This is a genomic window from Streptomyces rapamycinicus NRRL 5491 (assembly GCF_024298965.1).
Lineage (GTDB): Bacteria > Actinomycetota > Actinomycetes > Streptomycetales > Streptomycetaceae > Streptomyces > Streptomyces rapamycinicus.
In genome coordinates this window covers 12242298-12267856 of record NZ_CP085193.1, presented here as the reverse complement: position 1 = coordinate 12267856, position 25559 = coordinate 12242298, and the positions used below count along the sequence as shown (strand labels likewise).

The 25559-nt window shown below is 71.6% G+C and carries 13 protein-coding genes and 2 pseudogenes; 4 read left to right on the top strand and 11 right to left on the bottom strand.

Going from position 1 to position 25559, the window contains the following annotated elements; translation table 11 throughout:
• Positions 1 to 493 precede the first annotated feature (493 nt).
• Positions 494 to 1327: an enoyl-CoA hydratase/isomerase family protein gene (locus LIV37_RS50635; RefSeq protein WP_020874812.1), complete on the bottom strand. Its 834-nt coding sequence runs from the start codon at positions 1325 to 1327 to the stop codon at positions 494 to 496.
• A 106-nt stretch (positions 1328 to 1433) separates the two neighbouring features.
• Here LIV37_RS50635 and LIV37_RS50630 point away from each other — a divergent pair, with 106 nt between their 5' ends.
• Positions 1434 to 1826: a winged helix-turn-helix transcriptional regulator gene (locus tag LIV37_RS50630; protein WP_020874811.1), complete on the top strand. Its 393-nt coding sequence runs from the start codon at positions 1434 to 1436 to the stop codon at positions 1824 to 1826.
• Between the two features lie 110 nt (positions 1827 to 1936).
• Here the strand turns inward: LIV37_RS50630 and LIV37_RS50625 are convergent.
• Together LIV37_RS50625 and LIV37_RS50620 are read right to left on the bottom strand one after the other, a co-directional pair.
• Positions 1937 to 2039 (bottom strand): annotated as a pseudogene (locus LIV37_RS50625) (IS5-like element IS4811 family transposase); the annotation flags it as partial.
• A gap of 19 nt (positions 2040 to 2058) precedes the next feature.
• Entirely contained in the window at positions 2059 to 5640 is a 3582-nt protein-coding gene (locus tag LIV37_RS50620; RefSeq protein WP_254807206.1) for an nSTAND1 domain-containing NTPase, read from the bottom strand.
• Between the two features lie 256 nt (positions 5641 to 5896).
• Between LIV37_RS50620 and LIV37_RS50615 the strand changes: the two genes are divergently transcribed.
• Entirely contained in the window at positions 5897 to 6298 is a 402-nt protein-coding gene (locus LIV37_RS50615) for a hypothetical protein (protein WP_148717914.1), read from the top strand.
• A gap of 200 nt (positions 6299 to 6498) precedes the next feature.
• Here LIV37_RS50615 and LIV37_RS50610 read toward each other — a convergent pair whose 3' ends face one another.
• From LIV37_RS50610 to LIV37_RS50595, 4 genes are read right to left on the bottom strand one after another with little or no spacing between them, the layout of a single operon-like run.
• Complete coding sequence (locus LIV37_RS50610; protein WP_121826408.1) at positions 6499 to 7335, bottom strand: oxidoreductase; 837 nt, start codon at positions 7333 to 7335, stop codon at positions 6499 to 6501.
• A 50-nt stretch (positions 7336 to 7385) separates the two neighbouring features.
• Positions 7386 to 7844: a nuclear transport factor 2 family protein gene (locus LIV37_RS50605; protein ID WP_121826409.1), complete on the bottom strand. Its 459-nt coding sequence runs from the start codon at positions 7842 to 7844 to the stop codon at positions 7386 to 7388.
• Complete coding sequence (locus LIV37_RS50600; protein ID WP_020874806.1) at positions 7841 to 8407, bottom strand: flavin reductase family protein; 567 nt, start codon at positions 8405 to 8407, stop codon at positions 7841 to 7843. Before LIV37_RS50600 ends, LIV37_RS50605 begins: the two co-directional genes overlap by 4 nt.
• Positions 8407 to 8739 (bottom strand): hypothetical protein, encoded by a 333-nt coding sequence (locus tag LIV37_RS50595; protein WP_020874805.1) that lies wholly within the window; start codon positions 8737 to 8739, stop codon positions 8407 to 8409. The genes LIV37_RS50600 and LIV37_RS50595 overlap by 1 nt, the downstream gene beginning before the upstream one ends.
• 277 nt (positions 8740 to 9016) lie before the next feature.
• Between LIV37_RS50595 and LIV37_RS50590 the strand changes: the two genes are divergently transcribed.
• The gene (locus LIV37_RS50590; protein WP_202979685.1) at positions 9017 to 10189 is read left to right on the top strand and encodes an LLM class flavin-dependent oxidoreductase; all 1173 of its coding nucleotides are present in this window, start codon (positions 9017 to 9019) and stop codon (positions 10187 to 10189) included.
• Between the two features lie 221 nt (positions 10190 to 10410).
• A complete protein-coding gene (locus tag LIV37_RS50585) occupies positions 10411 to 10647 on the top strand; it encodes a hypothetical protein (protein ID WP_020874804.1) in 237 nt (78 codons plus the stop codon).
• Positions 10648 to 10702: 55 nt separating this feature from the next.
• On the opposite strand, the pseudogene LIV37_RS52925 reads toward LIV37_RS50585, so the two are convergent.
• From LIV37_RS52925 to LIV37_RS50570, 4 genes and pseudogenes are all read right to left on the bottom strand, one after another.
• A pseudogene (locus LIV37_RS52925) lies at positions 10703 to 10894 on the bottom strand (hypothetical protein); the annotation flags it as partial.
• A gap of 144 nt (positions 10895 to 11038) precedes the next feature.
• Positions 11039 to 11806, bottom strand: a complete 768-nt coding sequence (locus tag LIV37_RS50580; RefSeq protein ID WP_020874803.1) for a hypothetical protein — start codon at positions 11804 to 11806, stop codon at positions 11039 to 11041.
• Positions 11803 to 13710: a class I adenylate-forming enzyme family protein gene (locus tag LIV37_RS50575; protein WP_020874802.1), complete on the bottom strand. Its 1908-nt coding sequence runs from the start codon at positions 13708 to 13710 to the stop codon at positions 11803 to 11805. Before LIV37_RS50575 ends, LIV37_RS50580 begins: the two co-directional genes overlap by 4 nt.
• A complete protein-coding gene (locus LIV37_RS50570; RefSeq protein ID WP_020874801.1) occupies positions 13707 to 25133 on the bottom strand; it encodes an amino acid adenylation domain-containing protein in 11427 nt (3808 codons plus the stop codon). Before LIV37_RS50570 ends, LIV37_RS50575 begins: the two co-directional genes overlap by 4 nt.
• Positions 25134 to 25559: the final 426 nt, after the last annotated feature.

Below are 25559 nucleotides of genomic sequence, written 5' to 3'. Positions count from 1 at the left end.
AGCGCCGGCCTGATGGATGCTTTCGACTTGGACCTGGCTACCCAAGCGGCGGGCCCGGTGGCTGTTCCCGGCGCCACGGATGAACCCCGCCGCGGGGAGCGCCGGGCCGAGAAGGCGCACTGGCCGGAGGATGACCCGCAGAAGCTCTTCACCGAGGCAATGCCTGCATGGGCTGCGGGCCAAGCTGTGCGACGACGTCGATGCTCTGGATACCTACCTGCCGCACCACGTCGCAGAGCTGGCCCGAAAGGTCGCCGGGGTCCTGGAGGAGCCGCAGCCAGCACCCGCGTGACGTCTAAGCCACGGCGTCGTTACGCCGGGGTCCCGGAGGGTATGGCTGATCCCCCGGGGCTCTGTGACGCCGCATGGCAGGTACTACTGAAGCTGCGTGAGCTGGGGCGCTTGCCGATCAGCCCAGCTGCCCGGGCCGAACTAGCGAGGCTGTGCGAGTGGTACCAAACGTCGATTGACTGGCATGTGCCCATCCGGCACATCAGCGCGCGACGTTGCGCATCAGCCCCTCAAGGTCGCGTTCACCGGCCGGTGTTTGTGCCCCCTCCTGCAGGCCCCCGCTGATCAGGTGCTGAGCGGCCGGCAGACTGAACGTAGAAGCCCAAGCATCATCCTCACGGAGGAGTCCTTCCTTGAAGTCATCGGCGGGCAGCGAGTACTTGGCTGCTTCGATGACACCGTCGGGCAGCGCGGCGATGTTACGGGCGATACGGTCGACGTAGGCGTCGAGCTCGTCGGCCGGCAGGGCCCGGTTGATCCAGCCGTAGGACGCTGCGGTCTCGGCATCGAACAAGTCGGCGGTGAGGATCACCTCCAGTGCGCGGTTGCGACCCACACGGTCCCGGAGGTACTGCGTTCCGCCTCCGCCGGGGACGATGCCCATGAGCGCTTCGATCTGACCGAGTCCAGCGGTCTCGACGGCGGCAAATGCCATGTCCGCTGCGGCCACGAATTCCGCCCCGCCTCCACGGGCCTTCCCGGCGAGCTTCACGATGGTCACCTGGGGCTGGTGGCGGATCAGCTCACCGATCGCCTGGAACACGTTGACGTCCGCTGGTGCGGATGCGGCGAGCTCCTGGAGGACCTCCATCTCTTCCCCGATGTGCATGTCCACGTGCGCAATGAAGAATTCCGGGTCGGCGCTCGAGAAGACGATCACGCGGACGGAAGAATCCTCCTCGAGGCCCGTCAGCACCGTCCGCAGCTCGCGCATCATCGCCGTTCCGAGCGCGTTCACCGGGGGATTGTCGAGGACGATCCGGGCGACGCCGTGTTCGCTGCTCACGCGCAGGGTCGAGTAGGCATCGTTCGTCATGAGGTTCTCCGTTGGTTACCGCTGGGCATGTAGGTTTGCAACGCATACCTACCGTCGGCGGCGGCGCCCAGATGGTCAAGAACGCACTTTGGGAGCACCTAGGATCATGAAGGACACCGATCTGCACGGCGTTGACGCCGAAACACGGACGGTTTTCCGGGCGGACTGCCCCAGTCGGCCGATTCTCGACCAGATAGCGGACAAGTGGTCGATGATGGTGATGGCGCTGCTGGAGCAGCCCACCCGCTTCAACGAACTGAAGCGAGGCCTGGAGGGCATCACGCAACGTGTGCTCACCCAGACACTGCGCCGTCTCGAGCGCAACGGCATGATTCAGCGCACGGTGCTGCCGACCTCACCGGTCGGCGTCGAGTACTCGCTCACACCCCTGGGCGAATCCCTGCGCGAGCCATTCGGCCAGCTCTACGACTGGACCGTCGAGCACAGCGGAGAGATCCGGAACTGCCGGCAGGCGTACGACACCAGGGCTGACGCTTGACCGCCTGTTCGACGATGCCGATGTGCAGGCGGATCGCAGTGACATGGGCGAGCAGGGCTCAGCCGGCCTGCGGCGGCCTTCTTGGCCAGCTGGGGTGGCGCCCTTCTGGGCGAGGCACCTGGTCATGAGGGTGGTGGCGGCCCAGGTGATCAGGGTCTCCGAGTGCTGGACGAGCCGTTCGTGATCCGTTGCGTGGCGGCGTGCGTGCGTCATCGAGCCAGCTAAACCGTGGTCAGTGATTGGGTCCTGTGTCGCCGGCTCGATGAGGATCGGTCTCCCACAGACGGGTGGTCTGGTCGGTCCCAGTGGTGGCAAGGGTGTGACCGTCCGGGCTGAACGCCGCGAAGGTGACCTCACTGGTATGGCCCTGGAGCACGGCGGTGGGGTGGTGCGTGCGGGCGTCCCAGAGACGGACACTGCTGTCTGATCCGACCGTGGCGAGGGTGCGGCCGTCGGGGCTGAAGGCGATGCCTCGCACCGCGCCGGTGTGGCCCTTCAAAATGGCGATGACCTTGCCGGAGGCGCGGTCCCACAGCCGGGCCATGCCGTCCAGGGACGCCGTGCCGACGGTCTTGCCGTCGGGACTGAACGCCGTATCCCACACACCGCTGCGGTGCCCGGTGAGGACGCGGGTTGCCCGGTGCGTGGACACGTCCCACAGCCGCGCCGTATCGCGGGCACCCGCGCTGACCAGAGTGCGGCCGTCTGGGCTGAAGTCCACGGACTGGACCGCGCCTTCGTGTCCCTGCAGTACGGCCAGGAGTCTGCGGGAAGCCACGTCCCACAGGCGCACCGTGCGGAAACCGGCACTCGCCACAGTCCGGCCGTCGGGTGAGAATGCCACCGCGAAGACCTCTTTGTTGTGCTGGCCCAGCGTGGCCAGCCGATGTCCGCCTTGGCGAGTCAGCTTCCACAGCTCGATGGCGCCGTCCGGGCTGCCGATGACCATGGTGTTTCGGTTCGGGGAGTAGGCGACGTTACGCACCTGGCCGCTGTGGCCGGGCAGTTGGGCGCGTACGCGCCGGGACGCCGGATCCCAGCGGGTGACCGCACCGGTCGAGTCGGGGACGGCCAGCTCGTGCCCGCTGGGGCTGAAGGCCGGTGCGTTCGGATAAGGCCTCTGCTGGGGCCACTGCCGGCTCACCCGGCCGGTTGAGGTGTCCCATACCCGCGTCACCCCGTCGTTGTCCGCGGCGGCGACGCGCTTCCCGTCCGAGCTGACGGCGACGGTGGCCCGCAGGGCTGTCCCGTCGCCCAGCGACGCTGTGCTCCGCTTCAACTGAAGGTTCCACACGCGTATCCCTGAACGTATCCCTGAATACGACGCCAACGCCAGCAGGGACTTTCCGTCCGGTGTGAAAGCGAGCGAGGAGACACTGTCTTCCGGTCTCTTCAGGTGGGCCCGTGGTTCGAGGTCCGAGGTGCGCCACAGGGTGATGCCCTCACGGTAGGAGCCGGCCGCGAGGGTACGGCCGTCGGGGCTGAAAGCCACGGGGCCGACGAGTCGGCCCCGTGGGTTCAGGCGGGCGCGCTCCGCCCCGGTGGCGGCGTTCCACAGCCGGACCCGGCCGTTGTTGTCGTCGTCGCCTCCGGTGACCACTGTCCGGCCGTCCGGGCTGAAGGCCACCCCCCAGACAGCCCCTGGCTGTCTCAGGACGGCTCGGGTACGCCGGTCGGTGACGTCCCACAGACGCGTGGCCCCGTCCTCGGAGGCAGTGGCGAGGATGCGGCCATCGGGGCTGAAGACCACGCTGGTCAAAGCGCTGTAACTCGCCTTCAGCACGGCTTTCGTACGGTGGGTCCGCAGATCCCACAGCCGCACCGTACCGTCCGAACTCGCGCTGGCCAGCGTGGTGCCGTCAGAGCTGAACGCCACTGCCGTGACCGATGCCGAGTGTCCCAGAAGCGTGCCGAGCAGCCAGCCGTTGTCCGGGTCCCACAGCTTGATGGTGTGGTCTGCTCCGGCCGTCGCCAGGACGCGGCCTTTCGGGGAGAAAGTCACGGCCGTGATCAGGCGAGTGTGCCCGGCCAGCTGGCCATGGGTTGCCGCGTAGGTGCTCAGCAGGCTGCCGCGGGCTTCGGTGCTGTGCGCCTGGCGGTAGGCCCGCCTGGCCAGTGCGTACGCGCGCTCTGGGTACCTGTCCATCTGTCCGAGTGCTGTGGCGGCCAGGGCGCGCGAGGTGGCCAGGCGGCTCTTTTCGGTGGCCCGGAGGGTTTGCTGCAAGGCCAGGGCCGTGGCGATGAGGGCGAGGCACAGGAGGGTGGCAAGGGTGATCAGGGTGCGGCGGGTACGACGCTCATGGCGGCGACCGGCGAGGAGCGAGGCGTCGAGGAAGACGGCTTCCAGCGGGTTGAGGCCATCCCGGCCGGTACCGGTGAAGGTCTCCCCGGCTTGCGCCAGGCGCGTGCCGCGGTAGAGAACCCCTGCATCGCGGTCCAGGTCGTGCCAGGCGAGGGCGTCGTGCGTGAGCTGGCGGTGCAGGCGGATGCGGTCGCGTTCTTCGATGATCCAGCCCTGCAGACGGGGCCATGTGGTGATCAGCTTTTCGTGGGCGAGGAAGACCGTTCCGTCGTCGACGGTGAGCAGGCGAGCGCGGACCAGCCGGTCGAGGACGGCGTCGGTGTCGGCCGTGGCCTCGGAGTCGGCGGCGGTGAATTCGGTGCGGGGGGTGGGGCGGGGGGTGTCCTCGGTGCCGTCGCCGGGGGCGATCAGGCGCAGCAGGATGCGTCGGGCGAGGGTGGCCTGGGCGGGGGTGAGTTGGTGGTAGGCGTCCTCTGCGGTGCGGGCGATGGCGCCGCGCAGGCCGCCGGCTGCCTCGTACGCTTGGAGGGTGAGGATGTGTCCTCGGCGGCGGCGCCAGGTCTCCAGCAGGGCGTGGGACATCAGCGGCAGTGCGCCGGGCTCGTCGGTGACCTCGTCGAGGATGTGTGCGGTCAGGTCGCGTTCCACATTCAGCCCACGCGCCTGTGCCGGGCGCACGATGGCCATGCGCAACTGCTGGGTGGTCATCGGGCCGACCAGGAGGGTGGCGTCGTTGAGGGCGGCGGCCAGGGCGTGGTTCTCGGTGCACCGGGCGAAGAAGTCGGCGCGCAGCGCGAGGACTACCCGTAACCGGCTTCCGGGCTCTCGGGCAGCCAGTAAGCACTCCAGGAAGGCCGCACGGTCGGCGGGAGAGGCGCAGAGGGTGAACAGTTCTTCGAACTGGTCCACCAGCACCCAGGTGTCCCCCGCGCCTTCGGCCGGTGCAAGCAGGTCGGCATGGTGCATCGGCCGGGCGCCGGGGGTGAGCACCCGCACCGCGGCCGGTCTCTGGCCCGCGTCCTGACCGGAACGGCGCAGCCGTGGGATGAGGCCGGCGCGCAGGAGGGAGGACTTGCCGCTGCCCGACGCTCCCACCACCACGCTCAGCCGATGTCGGCGGGCCATCGTCTCCAGCTGTGTAGTGGTCTCCTCGCGGCCGAAGAACAGCTCCGCATCGCCCGGCTCAAAGCGCTCCAGCCCCCGATACGGCGGCTCTCCATCCTCCTCCAGCGGCCGCGGCACCGCCGTGATCTCCGCATCCACCTGCCCCCACCGGCGCCGCCACTCCCCCACATCCCCGTGACAGGCCCGCACATAAGCCAGAGCAACCGGAAGCGTCGGCAGCCGCTCACCACCCGCCGCCTGCGACAAGGTCGCTGCCGAATACCCCGCACGACGCGCCATGCTCCGATAGCCCGGAGCACCCGCCTCGTCACGGAGCTTGCGCAACTCGCAGGCGAACCGCGCGACGGGCCCGCCCTGCGGATCGATCGGCTTCTCCGGACGCCCCACTCGCTCTCCCTCTCCCCGGCACGACCGCCTTCCTTTCAACCACCGTAAAGATCGCCTCGCGGCCACGGCAATGGCGCCGACCACGAGGCGATGGGCTCCGTTGGATTGATCAGACCAGCTCAGACGGGGTGTCAAACAACTCCAGGGCGAGTGAACTCGATGTTGACCGGGCTGCGGGACGTCACGACGGGGGGCGTGACGTCCCGCAGCCCGGACAGGCAGTCCCACTCATCGTTCGCAGGAGAAGAAGGGGTCGATGATGCGCAAGCTCTTTATGACGGCCGGAGTTACCGCTCCGACGTTCTGCGTCAGCGGTGCAGCAAGCGCGAATGACCTGTCCACCGCGGCGGGCGGATACCACAAAATCTGGACGCAGGGCAGCGGTCGCGAAGGTGGAAGTCTGGAGTTCACACGGGACGGCGACAAGGTAAAGGTCTGCGACACGAACGCCGATGGATACTCTGCTAAAGCTTACGTCTCCGCCCGGAGGGGGACGCCGATGTATCAGTTGGAAGCCAGGCATGCGGGGAACTGTGAGAGCATCAGCGCCGCAAAAGGCTACAACCTCATAGAGGGCAAGAAGTACAAGTTCAAGGTGTGCATGCGCCACGTTCGCCACGGACTGAAGCACTGCAATGCCAAGACCTGGCAAGCGTGACTGGCACCGTGTTCTCTCGATCGCTGTCACCGGCCAAGGGCACGATCTGCCAACTGCGCATCCCACTTCACAGCGCACACGCCTGACCCTCGATTCTCGACGGCGGCGCTGTCTCGATTCGAGATCACCGCCATCAACGAGTTGCTCCACCTGCCTCAAGACACGTCCCGACGAGAATGGTTGATCCGTTCGGCGAAGGGTCACGGCAACGGCGCCGACCACGCTCCGTCTACACAGCAGCACCGGGTCGAACGTCCGGCAGTCCTCGTTGCGGAATAGGTGGTCCGCACCCCGACGGTGACGTTGACGTAGTCGACCAGCGGATCCACGGCCGGCAGCAGGACGGCCAGCTCGTCCGGCGTCAGCGCCACGTCCTCCGAGGCGTCGACGCTGAAACGGATGCCCAGCAACGCGTCGGCCGACAGCCCGCGAACCGCCGCGATCACCCGCCCCAGCACCTCGAGCCCGTCACCGCGCGGGTTCGTCCGCGGCGAGAGGAACTGCTCCAGCAGATAGCCGTGAGCGGCGTGCAATTCGATCCCGTCGAACCCCGCCTCCAGAGCGTGGGCGGACGATACGCGGAACGCCTCCACCACCTCGTCGACCTCGCTGCCGAGCAGAGCACGCGGCGCCGTCGGCTCACGGGGAGAACGCACGGCCGCGGGAGCGACCGGCGCGTAGTACGACTGCGCGCCGAGCGTCTCCCGGCCAAGATGAACGAGCTGACAGACGGCGACCGCGCCTTCAGCATGCATGGCCTCCACCCGCCGCCGCAGCGGCTGGACCGCCTCCGGACGATGGAGCGAGAGGATGTTCCCCTGCCGCGGCGCGGACTCCGGCGCCACCGTCGTACCACCGCAGACCAGCAGCGCCGCACCACCGGCTGCCAGACGGCCCCAGTACTCGGCGTCGCCACCAACCGGCAGCCCGTCCCGTACGAAACCGCTGGCGTGGGCCGTGGCGACCAGCCGGTTCCGCAACGTCGACGAACCGACGACCAGTGGTACGGCGGCCGCCGGAAGATGTGATGCGGTCACGGAGCCTCACTTCTGATGAAGGGCCGTACGGCGGCAGCAGGCACCGGTCGTTACACCGGGGGCACTTGTACCGTTCCTCCCATGGCCACGACGAGCGGGACCGGGTCGTAGAACTCGGCGAAGCGCTGGAGTCGGCGGTCCCGCACCCGGGCCCGGACCAGATAGGAGTTGCCGTACTCCGCACCCGTGGTCCGCAGCCGCGTCGCGCTCCGGTACTGCGCCAGGAGTTCCGCCGGATCGTCGGTGAAGGTGTGAATGGTCACATCGTGAAGGTTCTCCGGCTCGATGAAGTCAGGCATACGGCTGAGGAATTCCACGGTGGCGGCCCGCCCTTCGATACGGCGGGGGAAGCCACCGGGCGCGAACGGCATCTCGAAGACACAGCCGGGGTCCAGGATGTCGCGGATCGTATCGAAGTCCCAGGTGTTGATGGCATCGATGAAACGGCGCAGCACTTCGGCTCCGGCCGTGCCGGGGCCGATGCCGCCGGTCACTCGGTCAGTGCTCATCGGTCCTCCTCCCGAGCGGTCGCTCGTTGCGGTGTGGGGCTCCAGAGCGCGTCGTCCAGGCTGCCGAGACGGCCTCGGAAATAGGCGAGTGGAGACCCTGCGCGGGCGCGGGCCCGGTCCACCTCCGCCAGGAACACCGAATGCGTACCTCCCACGACTTCCCGCACCACCCGGCACTCCAGGGTGGCCAGAGCGCCCACGAGCAAGGGCAGTCCGCCGGGCTCCCGGCAGATGGGCACTCCCGCGAATTTGTCGTCGCCCTTGCGTGCGAACCGTTCGGCGGTCGCGGCCTGGTCCTCGCGCAGGATGTTCACGGCGAAGTGGCCCGAAGCGCTGATCGCCCGCGCCGTGGCGGACCGCTCGTTCATGCACACCAGGAGCATCGGTGGATCGAGTGACAGAGAGCTGACCGCGCTGACGGTGGTGCCGCAGGGCCGGCCGTCCCGCCATGTCGAGACGACGGTGACGCCGCTGGCGAAGTGGCCGATGACGCGGCGGAAATCGTCGGGTGGCGGAATGGTCCGGGGCATCGCCACGGAGGGCGGGGTGGGGGTGGGAGCCATCACGCCGGTCCTCGGCGCAGCTCTTGGTGCGCGCGCAGCGTGGCGTCACAGGTGACCCACCCGCGGGAGCGCGCGTAGTCGATCATCTGGTCGAAAGCTGTCGTCCACGCCGGGTCCTCGGCAGTGTTGCCGGCGAGCCGGCGGACGGCGTCGATCCGCAGGTACGCGTGCCCATCCGGGCCGATCGAGCCCACGTCCCGAAGTGCGTCTTCGAGGCCGTCCGGGCGTCCGTCCGGGCTCAGGACCACGAGTTTGAAGGCGCGGAAGTCGTCGATTTCCTGTAGCTCGACGGGAGTGGCGGCTGGTGTCCGGAGGTCGACTTGGACATACATGAAGGTTCCCCTCGCTCGACGGCGTCCGACGGCCGGACGTCGGCGGCTCCCGGGTACCGGTCGGCGTCAGGGGTCGTCCAGGACGCGTGGTTGAACCTAAGCGAGCTCAAAGTTAAGTGTGGATCCGGGCGCCGTCAATCACAAGTACCGAGCATGCTGCATGGTTATTGACGATCCGGCACACCGCGCTTAGCTTTCAAATTGAAGTAGATTCACTCATCGCTGTTCGCTGCGGTCCGCCGCGATGGAGAGAGCGGGAGACATGATGGCTGGTCGGATGAACTTCGGCATCTTCCTCACCCCTTTTCACCTCCCCAACACCCAGAACCCCACATGGGCGTTGAGGCGGGACGTGGAACTCGTCAAGCACTACGACATGCTGGGTTTCGACGAGGTGTGGTTCGGCGAGCACCACTCGTGCGGGTGCGAGCTCATCGGCGATCCGATCACGATGATCGCGCATTGCGCGCCGCAGACACGGCACATCAAGCTCGGTACGGGCGTCTTCTCCCTTCCGTACCACAATCCGCTCTGGGCCGCCGAGCGCATGATCTTCGTCGACCATCTCACCCGCGGCCGCGCCATGTACGGCCTCGGTCCTGGAGCTCTCCCCACCGATGCGCGGATGGTCGGTATCGAGCCGTCGGAGCAACGGGACGCGTTCGAACTCGACGTCGACGTCCTCATGCACCTGATCCACTCCGACGAGCCGATCTCGGTCAAGACCAGCCGGTACGCCTTGAACGACGCCATGGTCCAGCTCAAGCCGTACTCGGACTTCGAGGTCGCCGTCGCCGCGGTGGTGTCACCGAGCGGACCTCGCATCGCGGGCAAGCACGGGCTGTCCCTCATGTCGATCGCCGCGACGATGCAGGGTGGAACCGACGCGCTGGCGGGCCACCGCCGCATCGTCGAGGAACGGGCCCGGGAGTTCGGGGCGCCCGCGGCACCGCGCTCGACGTGGCGGCTGCTGGGGCCCATGCACATCGCCGAGACGCGCGAGCGAGCGGTCGAGGACGTCCGTCATGGTATCGACCTGTGGTTCGACTACATGCAGAACGTCTCGGCATCCCCGCAGTTCTCCCCCGCCGGTACCACGACTGAGGAGCGCATCCGGTGGGTCGTCGACAGCGGAGTCGGTGTGATCGGCACGCCGGACGACGCGATCGAGCAGATCCGGCGGCTTCAGGAGATGAGCGACGGCGGCTTCGGCACGTACCTGATCATGGGCAACGAATGGGCGCGGTTCGATGCGACGAAGCGCTCATGCGAACTCTTCGCCGAACACGTCATGCCCGTTTTCCAGAACCAGAACACCCGACTGCGGGCGAGCGAGCGATGGGCCCGCGGCCACCACGACGACCTGCACGCTCGTCAGGCGGCCGCACTCCGGGCGGCGAGCGACAAGCATGCCGCCGAGCAGGAGGCGAAATCCCTGGCGACCGACTGATCATTCCAGTCCCTCGGACTCGCCCCGGGCGCGGTCAGGGGCCTTTCGCACTGGCTGGGACGTCCTATGGCGCTGACGGGCCGTGCCCTGGTGGCCGTGCCGGGCGGAGCGAGCCCGCAGCTCACCGGCGAACGGGGCTCCCACCGGGTCCCATCCCTCATCGAAACCGCCGGCCCACACCCCGCGGTCTTCTGCGACCCCCAGCCCCTCGACGTCCTCCTATGAAGGAGGTGCGCGGCGGTCGCCGCCTCGGTCCCGGCGATCTGGGCGATGCCAACTGCGAGTCCTACCTCACCTCCGGCGATCCGGTCATCGCGATGATGGCCGCGCAAATTCTCTCCCTGCGCGCGCTGTCGCTGGGGACGGGACTGAGCGGCGTGACAGCGGAGCACGCGGCTCGGGCGCTGACCGCCGGACACGCCCTTCACCTCGAACGGGCTCCCGCGTGGAGTCGGTGACTCCGTCGGCGGTGCCGAACCGGCCGAGCGGGACGTTGGCGGTGACCGCCTTGATGTGGGCCTGGCATTCTTCCTCGGACTGGTCGGTCTTGTCGTAGATCGGACTCTCGATCGGGCCGACCGACATGTAATTGACGCGGACACCGTGGCGGGCCAGGTCCTTGGCCCACGCCCGGGACAGACCAGAGCACCTTGCCGGACAGATTCGCGGCGCCGGCCGCCTCCAGCACGGACAGCGAGGTGGCATCCGGACCGGCGTTGACGACCAGGTCGCCGTGCGCGGCGGCGTCCGCGAACGACAGCGGTCGCACCGCCGGGTGCTCGGGCTGCCACCGGCCGAAGTCGGGGCGGAGAGGCCGGTCCGGCGGCCGTGGGGCATGGCCGGTACGGCTCAGCGTGGCGGGGTCGTCTCCGGCGCGCCGGTGTCGGCACAGGTGGCGGCGGGGCTCCTGTCCTTGGCGAGGAAGATGGTCTGCGCCATCATCCGGTAGCCCGACATCCCCTCCCGCAGGGTCTCGATGGACTCCTCCGGGTGCACCGAGTCGATGACCGCGTTCGGACCGGCCGCGTTGAACTGGTGTGAGACTCCGCGCGGTATCTGCATGTCCACCCAGGAGTTGGGCGGCACGATCACGTTGTGCCGCTCGCGGCGCACCCCGTCAGGGGTGCCGGGCAGGTCGTCGGCGAAGCATGACAGCGGTGCGAAGTGGCCCGTCGGGGGGCGGACGGTGATCGGCGACAGGCTGGAGACGCGGATCGTGGTGTCCGGGCCGGTCATCATCCGCACGAACCGCAGCCCGGTGTGCAGGTGCATGCGCGAACAGATGTCGCGTGCCGCGGTGTCGTAGAAGTCCATGAGGTAGCGGTCGGCGAAGAAGCCCGGGAAGGGCGGCTCCAGCATGAAGACGTCGCCCTCCTCGAAGACCTGCGCCCGCTTCGGCTCGCCCGTCGGCGCGGGGCGCTCCCCCTCCTCCCGGTGGGCCGCCCGGACCAGGCCGGACAGGGCGTCGACGACGGTCAGGGCGGTCTGCGGGGGCAGCTGCACCACCGGGGTGAGCCGGTTGCGGTCGGGGTCCCGGTGGCCTCGGACGTCGAGGATCTCGTCCTCGTGGTCGGGCGACCGCTTCATCCGGCCGGTGGTCTCGGTGGGCTGCGTCATCCTGTCCCTCCCGTGTGCTCGTTCGGTCCGGAACCGGGGTGGCGTGCCCAGAGCACGCCGCCCGCGTCGTGTCGCCCGGCGCGGAGTACCGAGCAGCCGGTCAGGGATGTGCCGCCGTCCCGCTGCCGGGACAGCCACTTCCAGCGGTCCGTTCCCCCGCTACCGGGGACACCGAGGAAGGACAGCAGCGGGCCCAGCGGCCCGGCGGGGCCATCCGGCGCGGGCCCGTGCGGGAGGAGGACCAGTGCGCCGCCGTCGAGGCGGGTCTCAACGCCCCACGGCACCGGCCCCGCCTCGACGCCGTGCCGGGCGGCCAGTTCCGCGGCCAGTTCCCCATGCACCGAGAACGGCCACGCGGCGAGTAGCGTCGCGCGCCACCACGCCTTGGCACGGGCGAGTTCCGCGTCGTCGGGGGCGTGCCAGTGCTGACGCAGGAAGTCGTAGGCGGCCAGGACGGTGTCGTTCCCGATCCCGGCGCGCCGGGCGGCGGTGTGTTCGGCGAGGGACCGCAGGGCCGGGTCGTCCGTTCCGGAGGCCAGGAGGTGGCGTGCGGTGGCCGCGGCGTGGCGCAGCAGCCGGTCGTACCGTGCGGGCGCCAAGCGGCGGGCGGCCAACGGCCGGCTCATCGTCCGGCGTTGCGGCTTTCCGGTGGCGGTCGCCCGGTATCCGCCGAACTGGACGACCGCGGGCCGCAGCGGCGATCGCTCGTACAGGGTACGGACCTCGGGCACCGGCTGTTCCGTCGCGATGAGGGCGACGTCGTCGCCGAGCGCGGGCTCGTCTACCGCGACCGCCGCGAACCGGCCGGTGAGGCCCGCCCGGCGCCAGCCGTGCTCGATGTCGAGGGGGTGGTGCTTCTCCCCTCCTCGGTTGATGCGCTCGCCCGCCCGGCCCCGCAGGACGAGGAGTCCGTCCCGGAGTTCGCCCAGGTCGCCGGTGCGCAGCCAGCCGTCGTCGGTGACGGTGGCGGCGGTGCTGCGCGGGTCCTGCCAGTAGCCGGTCATCAGGTCAGGGGTTCGGATCCAGACCTCGCCGGATTCCAGGTGGAGTTCGGTATCGGGCAGTGGTACGCCCACCGGGGGCGTCCGCTCCAGGTAGTGGGTGCGGAAGTCGGTGTCGTCGAGCAGCGGCATGGTGAAGCTGAAGTTGACCGCCTCCGTCAGGCCGTAGCCCTGACGCAGCCTCGCGCCGTAGCGGGAGTGGAAGCGTCGGGCCAGGTCGGCCGTGAGCGGGGCCGCGGCGGTGATCAGGTAATCCAGTCCGTCGGGCCACGCGGGAGCGGCCTCGACCAGGTCCGCGAGCAGGGCCGGGACGATGGAGGCCGTCCTGGCGCCGGAGGCGTCCAGCGCGGCGAAGTAGCCGGCCGGGTCGAAGGAGGGGTACAGCGTGAGCGGTGTGCCGGTGAGGTGGGTGCCGAGCAGTGACATGACCAGTGCGTTGCAGTGGTACAGCGGCAGGCAGGTGCCGTGCGGGCGGTCCGGCGCGATGCCGTGCAGGACCGCTGTGCGGCGTGCGTTGCCGAGAACCGCCCGGCGGCTGAGCACGACCCCTTTCTGCGGACCGGTGGAGCCGGAGGTGAACATGATGAGCGCCGGGACTCCCGGAGTCGCGGCTCCGGGCGTCGCGGCTCCGGGCGCCGGATGCGCGTCGGGCCGTCCGGTGCGCCGGACTCCGTGGACGTCCACGACGGCCGCGGCGGCGACCCGGGCGGCGCCGGCGGCGAGGTCCGCGTCCCCGGCCCGCGGGTGGAGCGGGACGGCGACGAGCTCCCGGTCGAAGCAGCCGAGCAGGATGTCCGCGAGGCGGCGGCCGCCCGGAAGCCTGATCACCACCCGTGCTCCTGCGGGCAGTTCGTCGAGTGCTGCGCTGTCCGCCTCGTACGTCGCGTCCTCGGTGGCGGTCAACGGGCCCTCCCGAGGGCTGCGGTGAGCTGGACGCCGACGGCGTCCACGTGCTGGGGCTGCATCATTCGGTGGTGCCGTGCGTCGACGTGTCCGACGGCCAGCTCGCCGCCGGCGTACGGCCGCCACAGTTCGTGCGTGGGCGCCGCGCGCCGAGGCTCGCCGGCGGCCTCGATGTAGGTGGTGTCGCCCGCGTAACGCGCGGGGCGGTAGGCGCGCTGCAGCGCGTCGTTGTGCCGGGAGACGGCGATGACGCGGGCGATGTCGTCCTGGGTGAGGCGGGCGAAGAGGCTGCCCTCGCGGCGCAGCAGTGCCGACACGGTGGTGAAGTCGAGGGTCTCCGGGGCGAGGTGGTCGTCGTCCAACCCGGCGGCCGTCAGCAGCACCCGGTGCACGCGGTGCTCGTCGATGGGCTCGGCGGGCCCGGCCCCGGTGGCGGCGACGGTGTCGACCAGGAACAGCGCCCCTTCCGGCTCGCCGAGTTCCCGCAGCCGGACGGCCATGGCGTGCGCCACCAGTCCGCCGAAGGACCAGCCGACCAGGTGGTACGGACCGGACGGGCGCACTGTGCGCAGCAGTCGCAGGTAGCGCTCGGCCATCTCCTCGACCGTGCCGGGCAGGTCCGCCACTCCCCCGGCGCCCTCGGCCTGGATGCCGTGGACCGGGTGGTGCCGGCCGACGTGCCGCAGCAGGCCGGCGTAACCCCAGCTCATACCGCTCAGCGGGTGGACAAAGAACACCGGCGCGGCCGCTCCGGTGGCCCGGAAGGGCACGAGGTGTGCGGGGGCGGACGGAGTCGGCGGCCCGTCGAGCAGTCGGCTCAGGGCGGCCGGGGTCGGGGCCTCGAAGACGTTCCGGAGTGCGGGTGCGAGGCCGAGGACGGCGCTTATCCGCTCGGTCAGCCGGGCGGCGAGCAGCGAGTGGCCGCCCAGTTCGAAGAAGTTGTCCTCGGGGCCGACCCTCGGTATGCCGAGGGCCTCGGCGAACTGGCGGCACATCAGGTCCTCACGGAGGTCGCGCGGCGGCTCGGCGTCGGTGGCGGCCGCCCAGTCGGGCTCGGGCAGCCGGTCGCGCAGCAGCTTTCCGTTGGCGCCGAGGGGCAGCCGGTCCAGGGCGAGCAGCCGGGCGGGCACCATGTAGTCCGGCAGGTGCCGGGTCAGGTGCGCCCCGACCGCGCCCAGGTCCGCGCCCTTCGGGGTGACGTAGCCGACGAGCCGACGATCGTCGGGGCCGCGGTCGTGCACGGCGACCGCGGCGGCCGTGACCTCCGGGTGCCCACCCAGCGCGGCTTCGACCTCGCCGAGTTCGACGCGGTGACCGCGGATCTTCACCTGGTCGTCGGTCCGGCCGTGGAAGCGGAGCACCCCGTCGCGGCTCCACGACGCGAGGTCACCGGTGCGGTACATGCGCCGGCCGGCCGGTCCGAAGGGATCCGGCAGGAAGCGGGCGGCCGTCAGTCCGGGGCGGCCGAGGTAGCCGGTCGCGAGGCCCGCGCCGGCCAGGTACAGCTCGCCTCTCGTGCCCGGGGGGACGGGGCACAGCCGGTCGTCGAGGACGTAAGCGCGGGTGTTGCGCAGCGGCCGGCCGAGCGGCACGGTACCGTCGGTCCGCGCGCCGACCGGGTGGGTGGCGGACCAGACGGTGGTCTCGGTCGGGCCGTAGCAGGCGAGCAGCGACGCGGTGGCGGCGGCCAGCTCCCCGGCGAGTTCCGCGGGGACCGCCTCGCCGCCGACTACGGCGCGTACGTGGCGCAGTTGTCGCGGTCGTCGTGCCACGAGCGTCCGCCAGAGCGACGGGGTCGCCTGCATCACGGTGACGCGGTGCCGGTCGAGCAGCGCGCACAGCTGGTCGGGGTCGCGCAGCGCGTCCTGGTCGGCGAGGACCATGGCACCGCCGGTGATCAGCGGCAGGTACAGCTCGGGCTTGCACATGTCGAAGCCGATGGGCGCGGAGGCCAGCATCCGGTCGTCGGGGCCGACCGCGAGCCGCTCGCGCAGGGCGAGCAGCAGGTTCACCAGCGCGGTCCGTGGTACGACGACGCCCTTGGGCCGCCCGGTGGAGCCCGAGGTGTACGTGACGTACGCGGTGTCCGGTGGCACCGGCAGCGGCTCGGCGGCCCCGGTCGTGACAACGGGTTCGGCGGCGGATCCGGTGGTGTCGCGCACCACGAGGAGGGGTCGGGCGTCGGCCAGGAGCGCCGAGACGCGCTCGGCGGGCAGGGTCGGGTCGATGGGCAGGTAGGCGGCGCCAGTCGCCTGGACGGCGAGGAGGGTGGCGGGCAGGCCGGGGCCCCGGCGCAGCACCACGGCGACCAGGGCGCCGGGGCCCGCGCCGTGCGCGCGGAGTTCCCCGGCGAGGTGTTCCGCCCGCTCGGACAGGTCCCGGTGGCTGAGCACGGTGTCGCCGTGCAGGACAGCGGGTGCCTCCGGGGTGCGGTGTGCCTGGGCCGCGACGAGCGCCGCCACGGTGGTGTCGGGCGTCTCGCGGTCGGTGCCGCTCTCCTGTCCGGTCAGCCGCTCGTGCTCGCCGTCGACGAGCACCGGCAAGTCGGCGACGGGAAGCTGAGGATCGGCCACGGCCGCCCGGAGCAGCCGCTCCAGGCGGGCGAGCATCAGGCGCGCGGACGCGGGGGTGAACAGTTCGGTGTCGTACTCCAGAAGACCCTCGAGCCCGGCCTCACCGCCGTGCACCGTGTAGTGCTGCCGCATGCTCCACAGCAGGTCCATCCGGGAGGCGCCGCCGTGCACGGCGACCGGTTCCGTCCGCAGGCCCGGCAGGTCGAACTCGGCCGCCGGGGTGTCCTGGAACGCCAGCATCACCTGGAAGAGGGGGTGGGCGGCGAGGGAGCGCGGCGGGTTGACGGCCTCGACCACCCGCTCGAAGGGGACCTCCTGGTGCGCGAAGGCATCGAGGTCGGTGGCGCGCACCCGCTGGAGGAGTTCGGCGAACGTCGGCGCGCCGCTCAGGTCGGTGCGCAGCACCACGGTGTTGACGAAGCAGCCGACGGTGTCGTGCAGTGCGGCGTCGTGCCGTCCTGCGACGGGTGTGCCGATGGGGATGTCGTCACCCGCCCCGAGCCGGTGCAGCAGTGCGGCGACCGCGGTGTGCACCACCATGAACAGGCTGGTCCGGGTGGTCGCGGCGAGCCGGTTCAGGCGGGCGTGCAGCGCGGCGTCGAGTGTGAAGGGGACGGTCTCCCCGCGGTGTGCGGAGACCGGCGGCCGAGGACGGTCCAGCGGCAGTTGGAGCACCTCCGGGGCACCGCGCAGGATCCGCGTCCAGTGGTCGGCGCCGGTGTCCGGGTCGCGGTCGAGCAGGCGGAGCGTGTGGTCCGCGTAACTCACGGGTGTGCTCGTCCACTGCGGGGCGCCGCCCGCGGCACGGGCCCGGTAGGCGGTGGACAGGTCACGGGCCAGCGGACCGAGCGACCAGCCGTCGGCGGCGATGTGGTGCAGCAGGAGCAGGAGTACGTGGTGCCCGGGTGCGGTCTCGTGGAGCACGGCGCGGACCGGGAGTTCCGTCTCCAGGTCGAAGACGTGCGCGGACGCGGCGGCGAGCAGTCCGGGCAGTGCCGCCTCCGAGGTGACCACCGTCTCGAACGCCAGGCCGTCGGCGTCACGGATCCGCTGGTACGGCTCGCCGTGATGTTCCACCACGGTGGTGCGCAGGCTCTCGTGTCTGTCCAGCAGGTCGCCGAGTGCCGCCCGCAGGGGTTGCACACGCAGCGGCCCGGTGAACCGGACGGCGAAGGACATGTTGTACACGGGATTGGGGCCGGCGAACCTGTCGAAGAACCACAGCCGCCGCTGCGCGGGCGAGAGCGGTACGCGCTCCGGTCGCGGGGCGGCGGCCGCCCGGACGGGAGCCACGGCAGCGCCCTCCGGGACGTGGCGTGCCAGGTCGGCGACGACCGGGGCGTCGAACAGGGTGCGGATACTCAACTCTCGGCCGGTCTCCGCGCGCAGCCGGTTGATCAGGCGGGTGGCGAGCAGCGAGTGTCCGCCCAGGTCGAAGAAGTTGTCCTCGGCGCCGACCTCGGCCAGTCCCAGGGTCTCGGCGAACAGGTCGCACAGCAGCCGTTCTCGCGGGTTCTCCGGCCCGCGGCTCACCGGCAGCGCGGTCTCCGGAGGCGGCAGGGCGGCGCGGTCCAGCTTGCCGTTCCCGGTCAGCGGGATCTCCTCGACCAGGACGACGAAGGCGGGCACCATGTGCGCGGGCAGCACCGTGCGGGCATGGGCGCGCAGTTCCGCGGCAGAGGGCGTCCCGGCCGGGCCGGTCCCGGCCGGTCGCGTGGCCGGGACGGCGTAGCAGAGCAGGCGGCCGCCGTCGGCACCGGCGTCGGCGAGCACCACGGCCCGGTCCACGGCCGGGTGCTGTTCGAGGACGCGCTCGATCTCGCCGGGCTCGATCCGGTAGCCGCGGATCTTCACCTGCTGGTCGATCCGGCCGAGGTACTCCAGCGTGCCGTCCGGCCGCTGCCGCGCGAGGTCTCCGGACCGGTACATGCGGGTGCCGGGCGCGCCGAACGGGTCGGGGACGAACCGGCTCGCGGTGAGCGCCGGCCGGTCCAGATAACCGCGGGTCACGCCGGGGCCGGACACGTGGATCTCACCGGGGCAGCCCGGCGGCACCGGTCGTAGCGCGTGGTCCAGCAGCCGCAGGCGGAGGTCGGGCAGCGCGGTTCCGACGACGCTCGCGGTCTCTTCGGGGTCGGTCAGCTCGGTGTACGTCGCATGGACGGTGGTCTCGGTGATTCCGTACATGTTGACCAGGGCGGGCCGGCCCGGGCCGGGCCAGGAGCGGACGCGGGACGGTTCCAGCGCCTCCCCGGCGCATACGATCACCCGCAGGTCGGGCAGCGCGTCCGGGCCGGCCTCCGCCTCGGCCCGGAGGAGCTGGTAGAAGGCCGAGGGAGTCTGGTTCAGGGCGGTGACTCGCTCCCGGCGCAGCAGCGCCAGGAGGTCCCTGGGCGAGCGGGCCACGTCGTCCGGCACCACCACCAGCCGCCCGCCGCGGCCGAGAGCCGTCCACATCTCCCAGACGGAGACGTCGAAGGCGTAGGAGTGGAACAGGGCGTGTACATCGGCGTCGAACCGGAACCACTCGTCGGTCGTGGCCAGCAGCCGTACGACATTGCGGTGAGTGACCAGGACGCCCTTGGGCCGGCCGGTGGAACCGGAGGTGTAGATGACGTAGGCGACCGCCTCCGGGTCCACGGTCACGGCGGGCGGGTGCGCCGGGCGGGCGGCTGCCGTGTCGGGGCCGTCGAGGAGGATCTGCGGGTGCGGGACCGGCAGCGGGGCGTCCGTCACGACGAGCACGGGGCCGGCCTCCTCGAGCACCCCCCGGATACGCTCCTCGGGGTACGCCGGGTCCAGGGGCAGATAGCCCGCGCCGGACTTCAGCACGGCCAGGATCGCGACGACGAGGTCCGCCGAACGCTCCAGCACCAGGCCGACCAGGCGCTCCGGTCCCGCGCCGCGCTCTACGAAGAGGTGGGCGAGACGGTTGGCACGCGCGTCGACTTCCGCGTAGGACAGGGTGGTGCCGCCGTGGGTGAGGGCCGGGGCTCCCGGCCGGCGGCGCACCTGCGCGGCGAACAGGGCGGTCAGCGTGGCCGGCCCGGTGTCCGGTTCCGGGGCGGGCGCGGGGGCTTCGAGGTCGGCGCGCTCGTCGGACAGCAGCAGGTCGACGCGTCCCAGGGGTGCCGCCGGGTCGTCGGCCATCCGGTCGAGGATGGCGCGCAGGCGGTCGAGCAGGCGGTCGGCGGCCGCGCCGTCGAACAGGTCGGCGCTGTGGTCGAGTTGGAGCCGCAGCCGGTCGCCGGGTACGGCGATCAGGGTCAGCGGGTAGTGGGTGCCGTCGCGGCCCTGGACCTCCCGCAGCTCCAGGCCGGGTACCAGGGTGGCCAGTTCCTCCTCGTCGACCGGATAGTTCTCGAAGACGACGACGGTGTCGAAGAGTTCGGGGTGACCGGTGACCGTCTGCAGGGTCGTCAGGTCGGCGTGCTGGTGGTCGAGCATGGACAGTTGCTGGGCCCGCAGGTCCGCCAGGCAGTCGGCGACCGGCCGGTGGGGGTCGAGCCGGACCCGGACCGGCACGGTGTTGATCAGCAGGCCGACGATCCGGGCCGCGCCGGGCAGTTCGGCGGGGCGGCCGGAGACCGTGGCGCCGAACACCACGTCGTCCCGGCCGGTCAGGGCGCCGAGCAGGACCGCCCAGGCCAGTCGCACCACGACGCTGGTCGTCAGGCCGCCCTCTCGTGCCAGGGCCTCGACGCGGGCGGTGCACTCGGGGTCCAGCTCGGCGGTCGTTCGGCGACGTGGCCCGGTCGCGCCGCGCCGGCCGGGGCCGCCGACCAGGGTCGGGCCGTCCACGGAGGCCAGCAGCGCACGCCAGGCCGACTCGTCCGCGCGGGCGTCCCTTGTGGCCAGCCAGTCGAGGAAGTCGCGGTACGGCGTGGCGGGCGGCAGCGGGCGACCGGCGTAGAGCGAGAACAGTTCCCAGATCAGGATCGGCATGGACCAGCCGTCGACCAGGAGATGGTGCGTGGTCAGGACGAAGGTGTGCCGGTCGGCGGAGCCGCGCAGCAGCGCGGCGCGCATCAGTGGGGGGTCGGCGAGGTCGAAGCGGCTCCGGCGGTCGGCGGCGAGGAAGTCCTCCAGGTCCTCCGGTGCGGGCATCTCGCGCCACTCCACGGCGGCGCCCGGTACCACCACCTGGACGGGCCGGCCCGACGCACCGGGCCGGACACCGGCGGAGAGCTGCGGGTGTCGGCTCAGCAGCCGGTGCAGCGCGTCCCGCAAAGCGTCGGCGTCGAGTGCCCCGACGAGGTCGAAGACGAACTGGACGAGGTAGGGGTCCACCCCGTCGTGGTCGTAGAGCGAGTGGAAGAGCAGGCCCTGGGCCAACGGCGGCAGCGGCAGTTCACCGGTGGCGCGGGACCGGGCCCGGTCGACCAGCGCGCCCAGGACGTCGAACCACCGCTCGGCCAGGCCGGCGACGCGCGTCCTGTCGAGCAGGCCGCCGGGCCAGGACCAGTGGGCGACCAGTTCGGGGCCGTCCGGGCGGTCGTTGATCACCGTGTCCAGCTCGACGGCGTGGCTCATGGCCGGCCCGGCCGCGGTGGTCGGGCCGTCATCCGAGGGGGTCCCGGCGGCGGTCACGTCGGTCGGCACCGACCAGGGGCCTTCGCCGCCGACGTCGAAGCGGCCGAGGTAGTTGAAGGCGAACTGCGGCGTGGGGCGGGCGGCGAGGAGGGGAGCGCTCTGCGGGTTGAGATAGCGCAGCAGACCGTGGGTCAGTCCCGCGCGGCCGGAGTCACGGGTGCGGGATCGCACCTGGGCGACCGCGCCGTCCAGGGCGGGCGGGTCGGTCCGCGCCTCGGCCCAGGAGCAGCCGGGGTCGAGTACCACGGGATACAGGGTGGTGAACCAGCCGACCGTACGGGACAGGTCGAGGTTGTCCGCGAACTCCTCACGTCCGTGGCCCTCCAGGTCCACGAGAAGCGCGTCCGGGCCGCCCCGCCAGTCGGCGGCGGCCAGGACGAACGCGGTGAGCAGCAGGTCCTGCACCGAGCAGTCGAAAGCCGCGGTCGCCTCGCTCAGCAGGCGCGCGGTGAGCGCGCCGGGCAGGGTGGCGGTGTGGCGGCGCCGGGTGTCCTCGGTGTCCGACGCGGGATCCAGTGGGCGCGCGGCGACCGGTGGTTCCACGAGCTCGGGCCGCTCGTGGGAGAACGTGTGGAGCACGGCCGGGTGATGGGCGTGCCCCACCAGCGCCTTCGCCCATTGCGCGAAGGAGGTCCCGGTCGGTTGCAGCGTCGGGGTCCGACCGCGGCGTATCGCGTCCCAGGCGGTGTCGAGGTCGTCCCGGAGGATGCGCCAGGAGACGCCGTCGACCCCGAGGTGGTGCACTGTGAGGGTCAGCGCGCCCGCCGTCCCGGGTCCGGGGTCCCGCCAGCGCGCGTGCACCATCCGGCCGCGCTCCGGGTCGGTCGGCGGGCCCGGCCGGTTCAGCTCGACCGGCACGGCGGGCAGGACCTCCAGCGACCAGATCGGGCCCATGGCGGTCAGCGAGAGCCGCAGCATGGGGTGGTGGTCGACGAGGGCCTGCACCACCGCGCGGACCTGGTCCCCGGTGATGCCCACCGGGGTGCGTACGGTCAGGGACTGGACGAACCCGTGGAGTGTGCCGCCGCGTTCACGCAGCCAGTGCATGACGGGCGTCAGCGGCAACGCGGAGTCGTCCGCGTCGTCCAGCGCGATCCGGTGCGCGGGGAGCCTGTCGTCCGCCGCGAGTGCGGCGGCGAGTCCGGCGACGGTGGGGGCGCGGAAGACGTCCGGGGTGGTGATCGCCAGACCGGAGCGCCGCGCCGCCGCCGCGAGTTGGATCGCCTGGATGCTGTCCCCGCCGAGCCGGAAGAAGTCCTCTTCGAGGGGGACGTCCGGCACCCCGAGCACCTCGCCCACCAGCTCGGCGAGCAGCTTCTCGGTGGGCGTGCGCGGGGCCGGGCCCCTTCCGGCACCACGAGCGGCGACCGCGGACTCCGGCGCGGGCAGCGCGGCCCGGTCCAGCTTGCCGTTGCGGGTCAGGGGCAGCCGGTCAACGGCCACCACTGCGGTCGGCAGCAGGTAAGCGGGCAGCCGGTCCCGCACCCGGTCGAGCAGCGCCGCCGTGTCGAGGCCGTCCGCCGCACCGCCGGACGCGGTCACGTAGGAGACGAGCCGCCGCCCTCCCGGGCGCTCCTGTGCGACGGTCGCGGCCTGCCGGACCCGCGGGTCGGCGCGCAGCACGGCGTCGATCTCGCCCGTCTCGATCCGGTGACCGCGCAGCTTGACCTGTCCGTCGGCACGGCCGGCGAACTCCAGCCGCCCGTCCGCACTCCACCGGGCCAGGTCGCCCGTGCGGTAGACGCGCGCCCCCGGCGGCCCCGACGGGTCGGGGACGAAGCGCTCCGCGGTCGCGGCCGCGCGCCCGGCGTAACCGCGCGCCACCCCCGCTCCCCCGAGATACAGCTCCCCCACCGACCCCGGCGGCACGGGCCGCAACGCGTCGTCGAGAAGCAGCACCCGCTTGCCGTCCAGCGGGCCGCCGATGGGCACGGACGCGGCGTCCGCCGGCAGTTCCGGGACCGCGTACCGGGTCGCGAAGACCGTGGTCTCGGTGGGCCCGTAACCGTTTACGACGGTGAGATCCGGCAGCGCCTGACGCACCGCGCGGACGGCGTCCGGGGACACCACGTCCCCTCCGGTCCACACCTGGCGAACACCGGACAGGCAGGCCGGGTCCTCGGCGGCGATGGCGTGGAAGAGTCCCGCGGTCAGCCACACCCCGGTCACCCCGGTCTCCGCCACGGTCCGTGCCAGTTCGGCCGGGCCGAGATGTCCCGGCGCGGCGACGACCACCTCACCGCCGGTCAGGAGCGGCACCCATAGCTCCAGGTTGAACGCGTCGAAGGCGTGCGGCGAGTGCAGCAGGACCCTGTCCGCGCCGCCCTCGGACCACCAGCGGTCGGCGGCGAGCCCGGCCAGTGCGCCCTGGGTGATGCCGACCCCTTTGGGCCGGCCCGTCGAACCGGACGTGAACATCACGCAGGCGAGGGCGTCCGGTGACGTCCCGGCCCCGGCGGGCGCGTCACCGGCGGCCGCGTCGGAGTCGGCCCGCACGTCCAGCAGGCGCAGACCGCGGTCGCGGGCGTACGTCACGATGGTGTCGCCCCCGGTGTGCCGGTCGGTGACCAGCAGCCGCGCGTCCGCGTCGGACAGGACGGCCTCCTGCCGGGGCGACGCGTCGTCCCGGTGCAGGGGTACGTACGCCGCGCCCGCCCGCACCACGGCGAGAGCGGCGACGACCAGATCCACCGAGCGTTCCAGAAGCAGGGCGACAGTGCGCTCCGGCCCCGCACCGGCGGCGGCCAGCGCACCCGCCAACGCGGCGACACGCCCGTCCAGTTCGCGGTAGGTCAGCCGTTCACCCGTGCCGGCGCACCGCACCGCGAAGGCGTCCGGGGTACGGCGTACCCGGTCCGCGAACCGGGCGGCGGCGGTGTCGGCGGGCGCGGCCGAGGTGGGCGCGCCCGTGCCCAGGGCGACGAGACGGCGGCGCTCCCTCGCAGTGGTGGTCGCGACTCGCGCCAGGGGCGTGTCACGTTCGGCGCGCGCCACCTGCCTCAGCACGTGCGGGAAGCGGTCGGCGACGCCTCGCAGGAGGTCCTCGCCGTGGTTGGCGGGGTTGGCGTCGAAGTCGAGGCGCAGTTCGCCGTCACCGCGGTCGTGCGCGAAGAACGAGAGGTCCTCGGAAGGCGGCGCCTGGAGGTTGCGGACGGTCGCGGTGACCGGACCGAAGCGCAGCGGCCGGTCGAACCGCTGGATGTTGAGGACCGGCCCGAAGAACCTGCGCCCGTCGTCGGGACAGTCCACCGCCCGCCGCAGGCGCTCGCCCCGGTAGCGCTGGTGCCGGCGTACCGCCCGCAGTTCTTCGGCCACTTCGTCGAGCAGCCGGCCGACGGACGCGGCCGGGTCGACGCGGAGCCGCAGCGGCAGGACGTTGGCCGTCATCGCCGGGACGCGGCGGACGAGTTCGGCGGACCGGCCGGCGACCGGCAGGCTCAGGACGAGGTCCCGGTCACCGGTCATCGCCTGTAACTGGATCGCGGTGGCCGCGGTGAACAGCCGGGTCCAGCGGTGCCCGAGCCGCCGCGCGCCGTCCCTCAGCTCGCCGAACTCCGCCGCCGACACACCCCTGCTCGTGCGCAGCGACCGGTCCGACGCCGCCGCCGGACCCGCTCCGAGCGTAGGGAAGTGCCACCGGCCCGCCAGCCGCTCCCGCCACCGGTCGCCGTCCGCGGCGTGCTCGGCGGAACCGCGGTATGCCGTCTCGGCGTCGATCAGCGCCCGGAGCCCGCTCCAGCCGCTTGGCGGCACCGGGCCGCCCTCGTACAGACGGCTGTAGACCTCAGCGGCCCGTTCGGCGAACAGGGCCATGCCCGCCCCGTCGAGAGCGATGTGATGGACCCGGTGGAACAGCAGAGTGCGGTCGTCGCTCACGCGCAGCACCGCGCCTGAGAACAACGGCCCCGCGTCGCAGCCTCCCGACTCGGCCATGGCCGCCCGCATCCACTTCAGCGCCGCGGCATCCGGATCGGGCGTCTCCCGCAGGTCGACCGTCTCGACGACATGCTCGGCATCCGCGACGAGCCACTGCGCGGGGGCCAGCGAACCGTCCGCTCCGATACGGACGTTCACCGCCTCGCAGTCGACGGCCGTCCTGGCGACCGCGGCCGCCAGCAGGTCGACGGCGACCGGGCCGTCCAGCTCAAGGTACTCCGCCCACTGGTACGCGCCCGGCTCGCCGAACCCCGCGCGTTCGGCGAGCCATACCCCCAGCTGCGCGTCGGTGAGCGGCAGTTCAGCACGGTTGTCAGGCATATGAGCGAGTGATCCCATCCGTCCCGTCGGTGGTATGCCGACGACTGCCGTCCGATGTGTCCGTGTCGATCAAGAAACGATGGGCACCATCGAAGCATGGGAGGCAATGGATGAGTAAAGCGATGGCAATGTGAGAGATCTCACGATTAATCAGATAACGACAAAAACGCAGGTAGATGGAGCTCGCGAGACAGCAGGAGGAACAGCAGCCGCACCCGGGGCTGCTTTACCTTCCCCTCCGAGGACTTGACCAAAAAGCACTCCGGTGCCCGATCAATCTCCATCGCCGACAAGGAAGCCGACAGCGCCGGGGACGGGCTGGAGCGTCCGCGGTGGCGATGCCGGCGCGGTCCCCGTTCCCGCTGCCCAAGTGGCCCTCGTCCGCCTTGTCAGGAACACACGGCGCCCGTCCGCTTAGCAGTGGAA

Coding starts and splice junctions, on each gene's coding strand:
- LIV37_RS50615 (WP_148717914.1), top strand. CDS start 5,897: ATGATGCGCAAGCTCTTTATGACGGCCGGAGTTACCGCTCCGACGTTC.
- LIV37_RS50605 (WP_121826409.1), bottom strand. CDS start 7,844: ATGAGCACTGACCGAGTGACCGGCGGCATCGGCCCCGGCACGGCCGGA.
- LIV37_RS50635 (WP_020874812.1), bottom strand. CDS start 1,327: ATGACGAACGATGCCTACTCGACCCTGCGCGTGAGCAGCGAACACGGC.
- LIV37_RS50570 (WP_020874801.1), bottom strand. CDS start 25,133: ATGCCTGACAACCGTGCTGAACTGCCGCTCACCGACGCGCAGCTGGGG.
- LIV37_RS50585 (WP_020874804.1), top strand. CDS start 10,411: ATGAAGGAGGTGCGCGGCGGTCGCCGCCTCGGTCCCGGCGATCTGGGC.
- LIV37_RS50595 (WP_020874805.1), bottom strand. CDS start 8,739: ATGTATGTCCAAGTCGACCTCCGGACACCAGCCGCCACTCCCGTCGAG.
- LIV37_RS50630 (WP_020874811.1), top strand. CDS start 1,434: ATGAAGGACACCGATCTGCACGGCGTTGACGCCGAAACACGGACGGTT.
- LIV37_RS50580 (WP_020874803.1), bottom strand. CDS start 11,806: ATGACGCAGCCCACCGAGACCACCGGCCGGATGAAGCGGTCGCCCGAC.
- LIV37_RS50590 (WP_202979685.1), top strand. CDS start 9,017: ATGAACTTCGGCATCTTCCTCACCCCTTTTCACCTCCCCAACACCCAG.
- LIV37_RS50600 (WP_020874806.1), bottom strand. CDS start 8,407: ATGGCTCCCACCCCCACCCCGCCCTCCGTGGCGATGCCCCGGACCATT.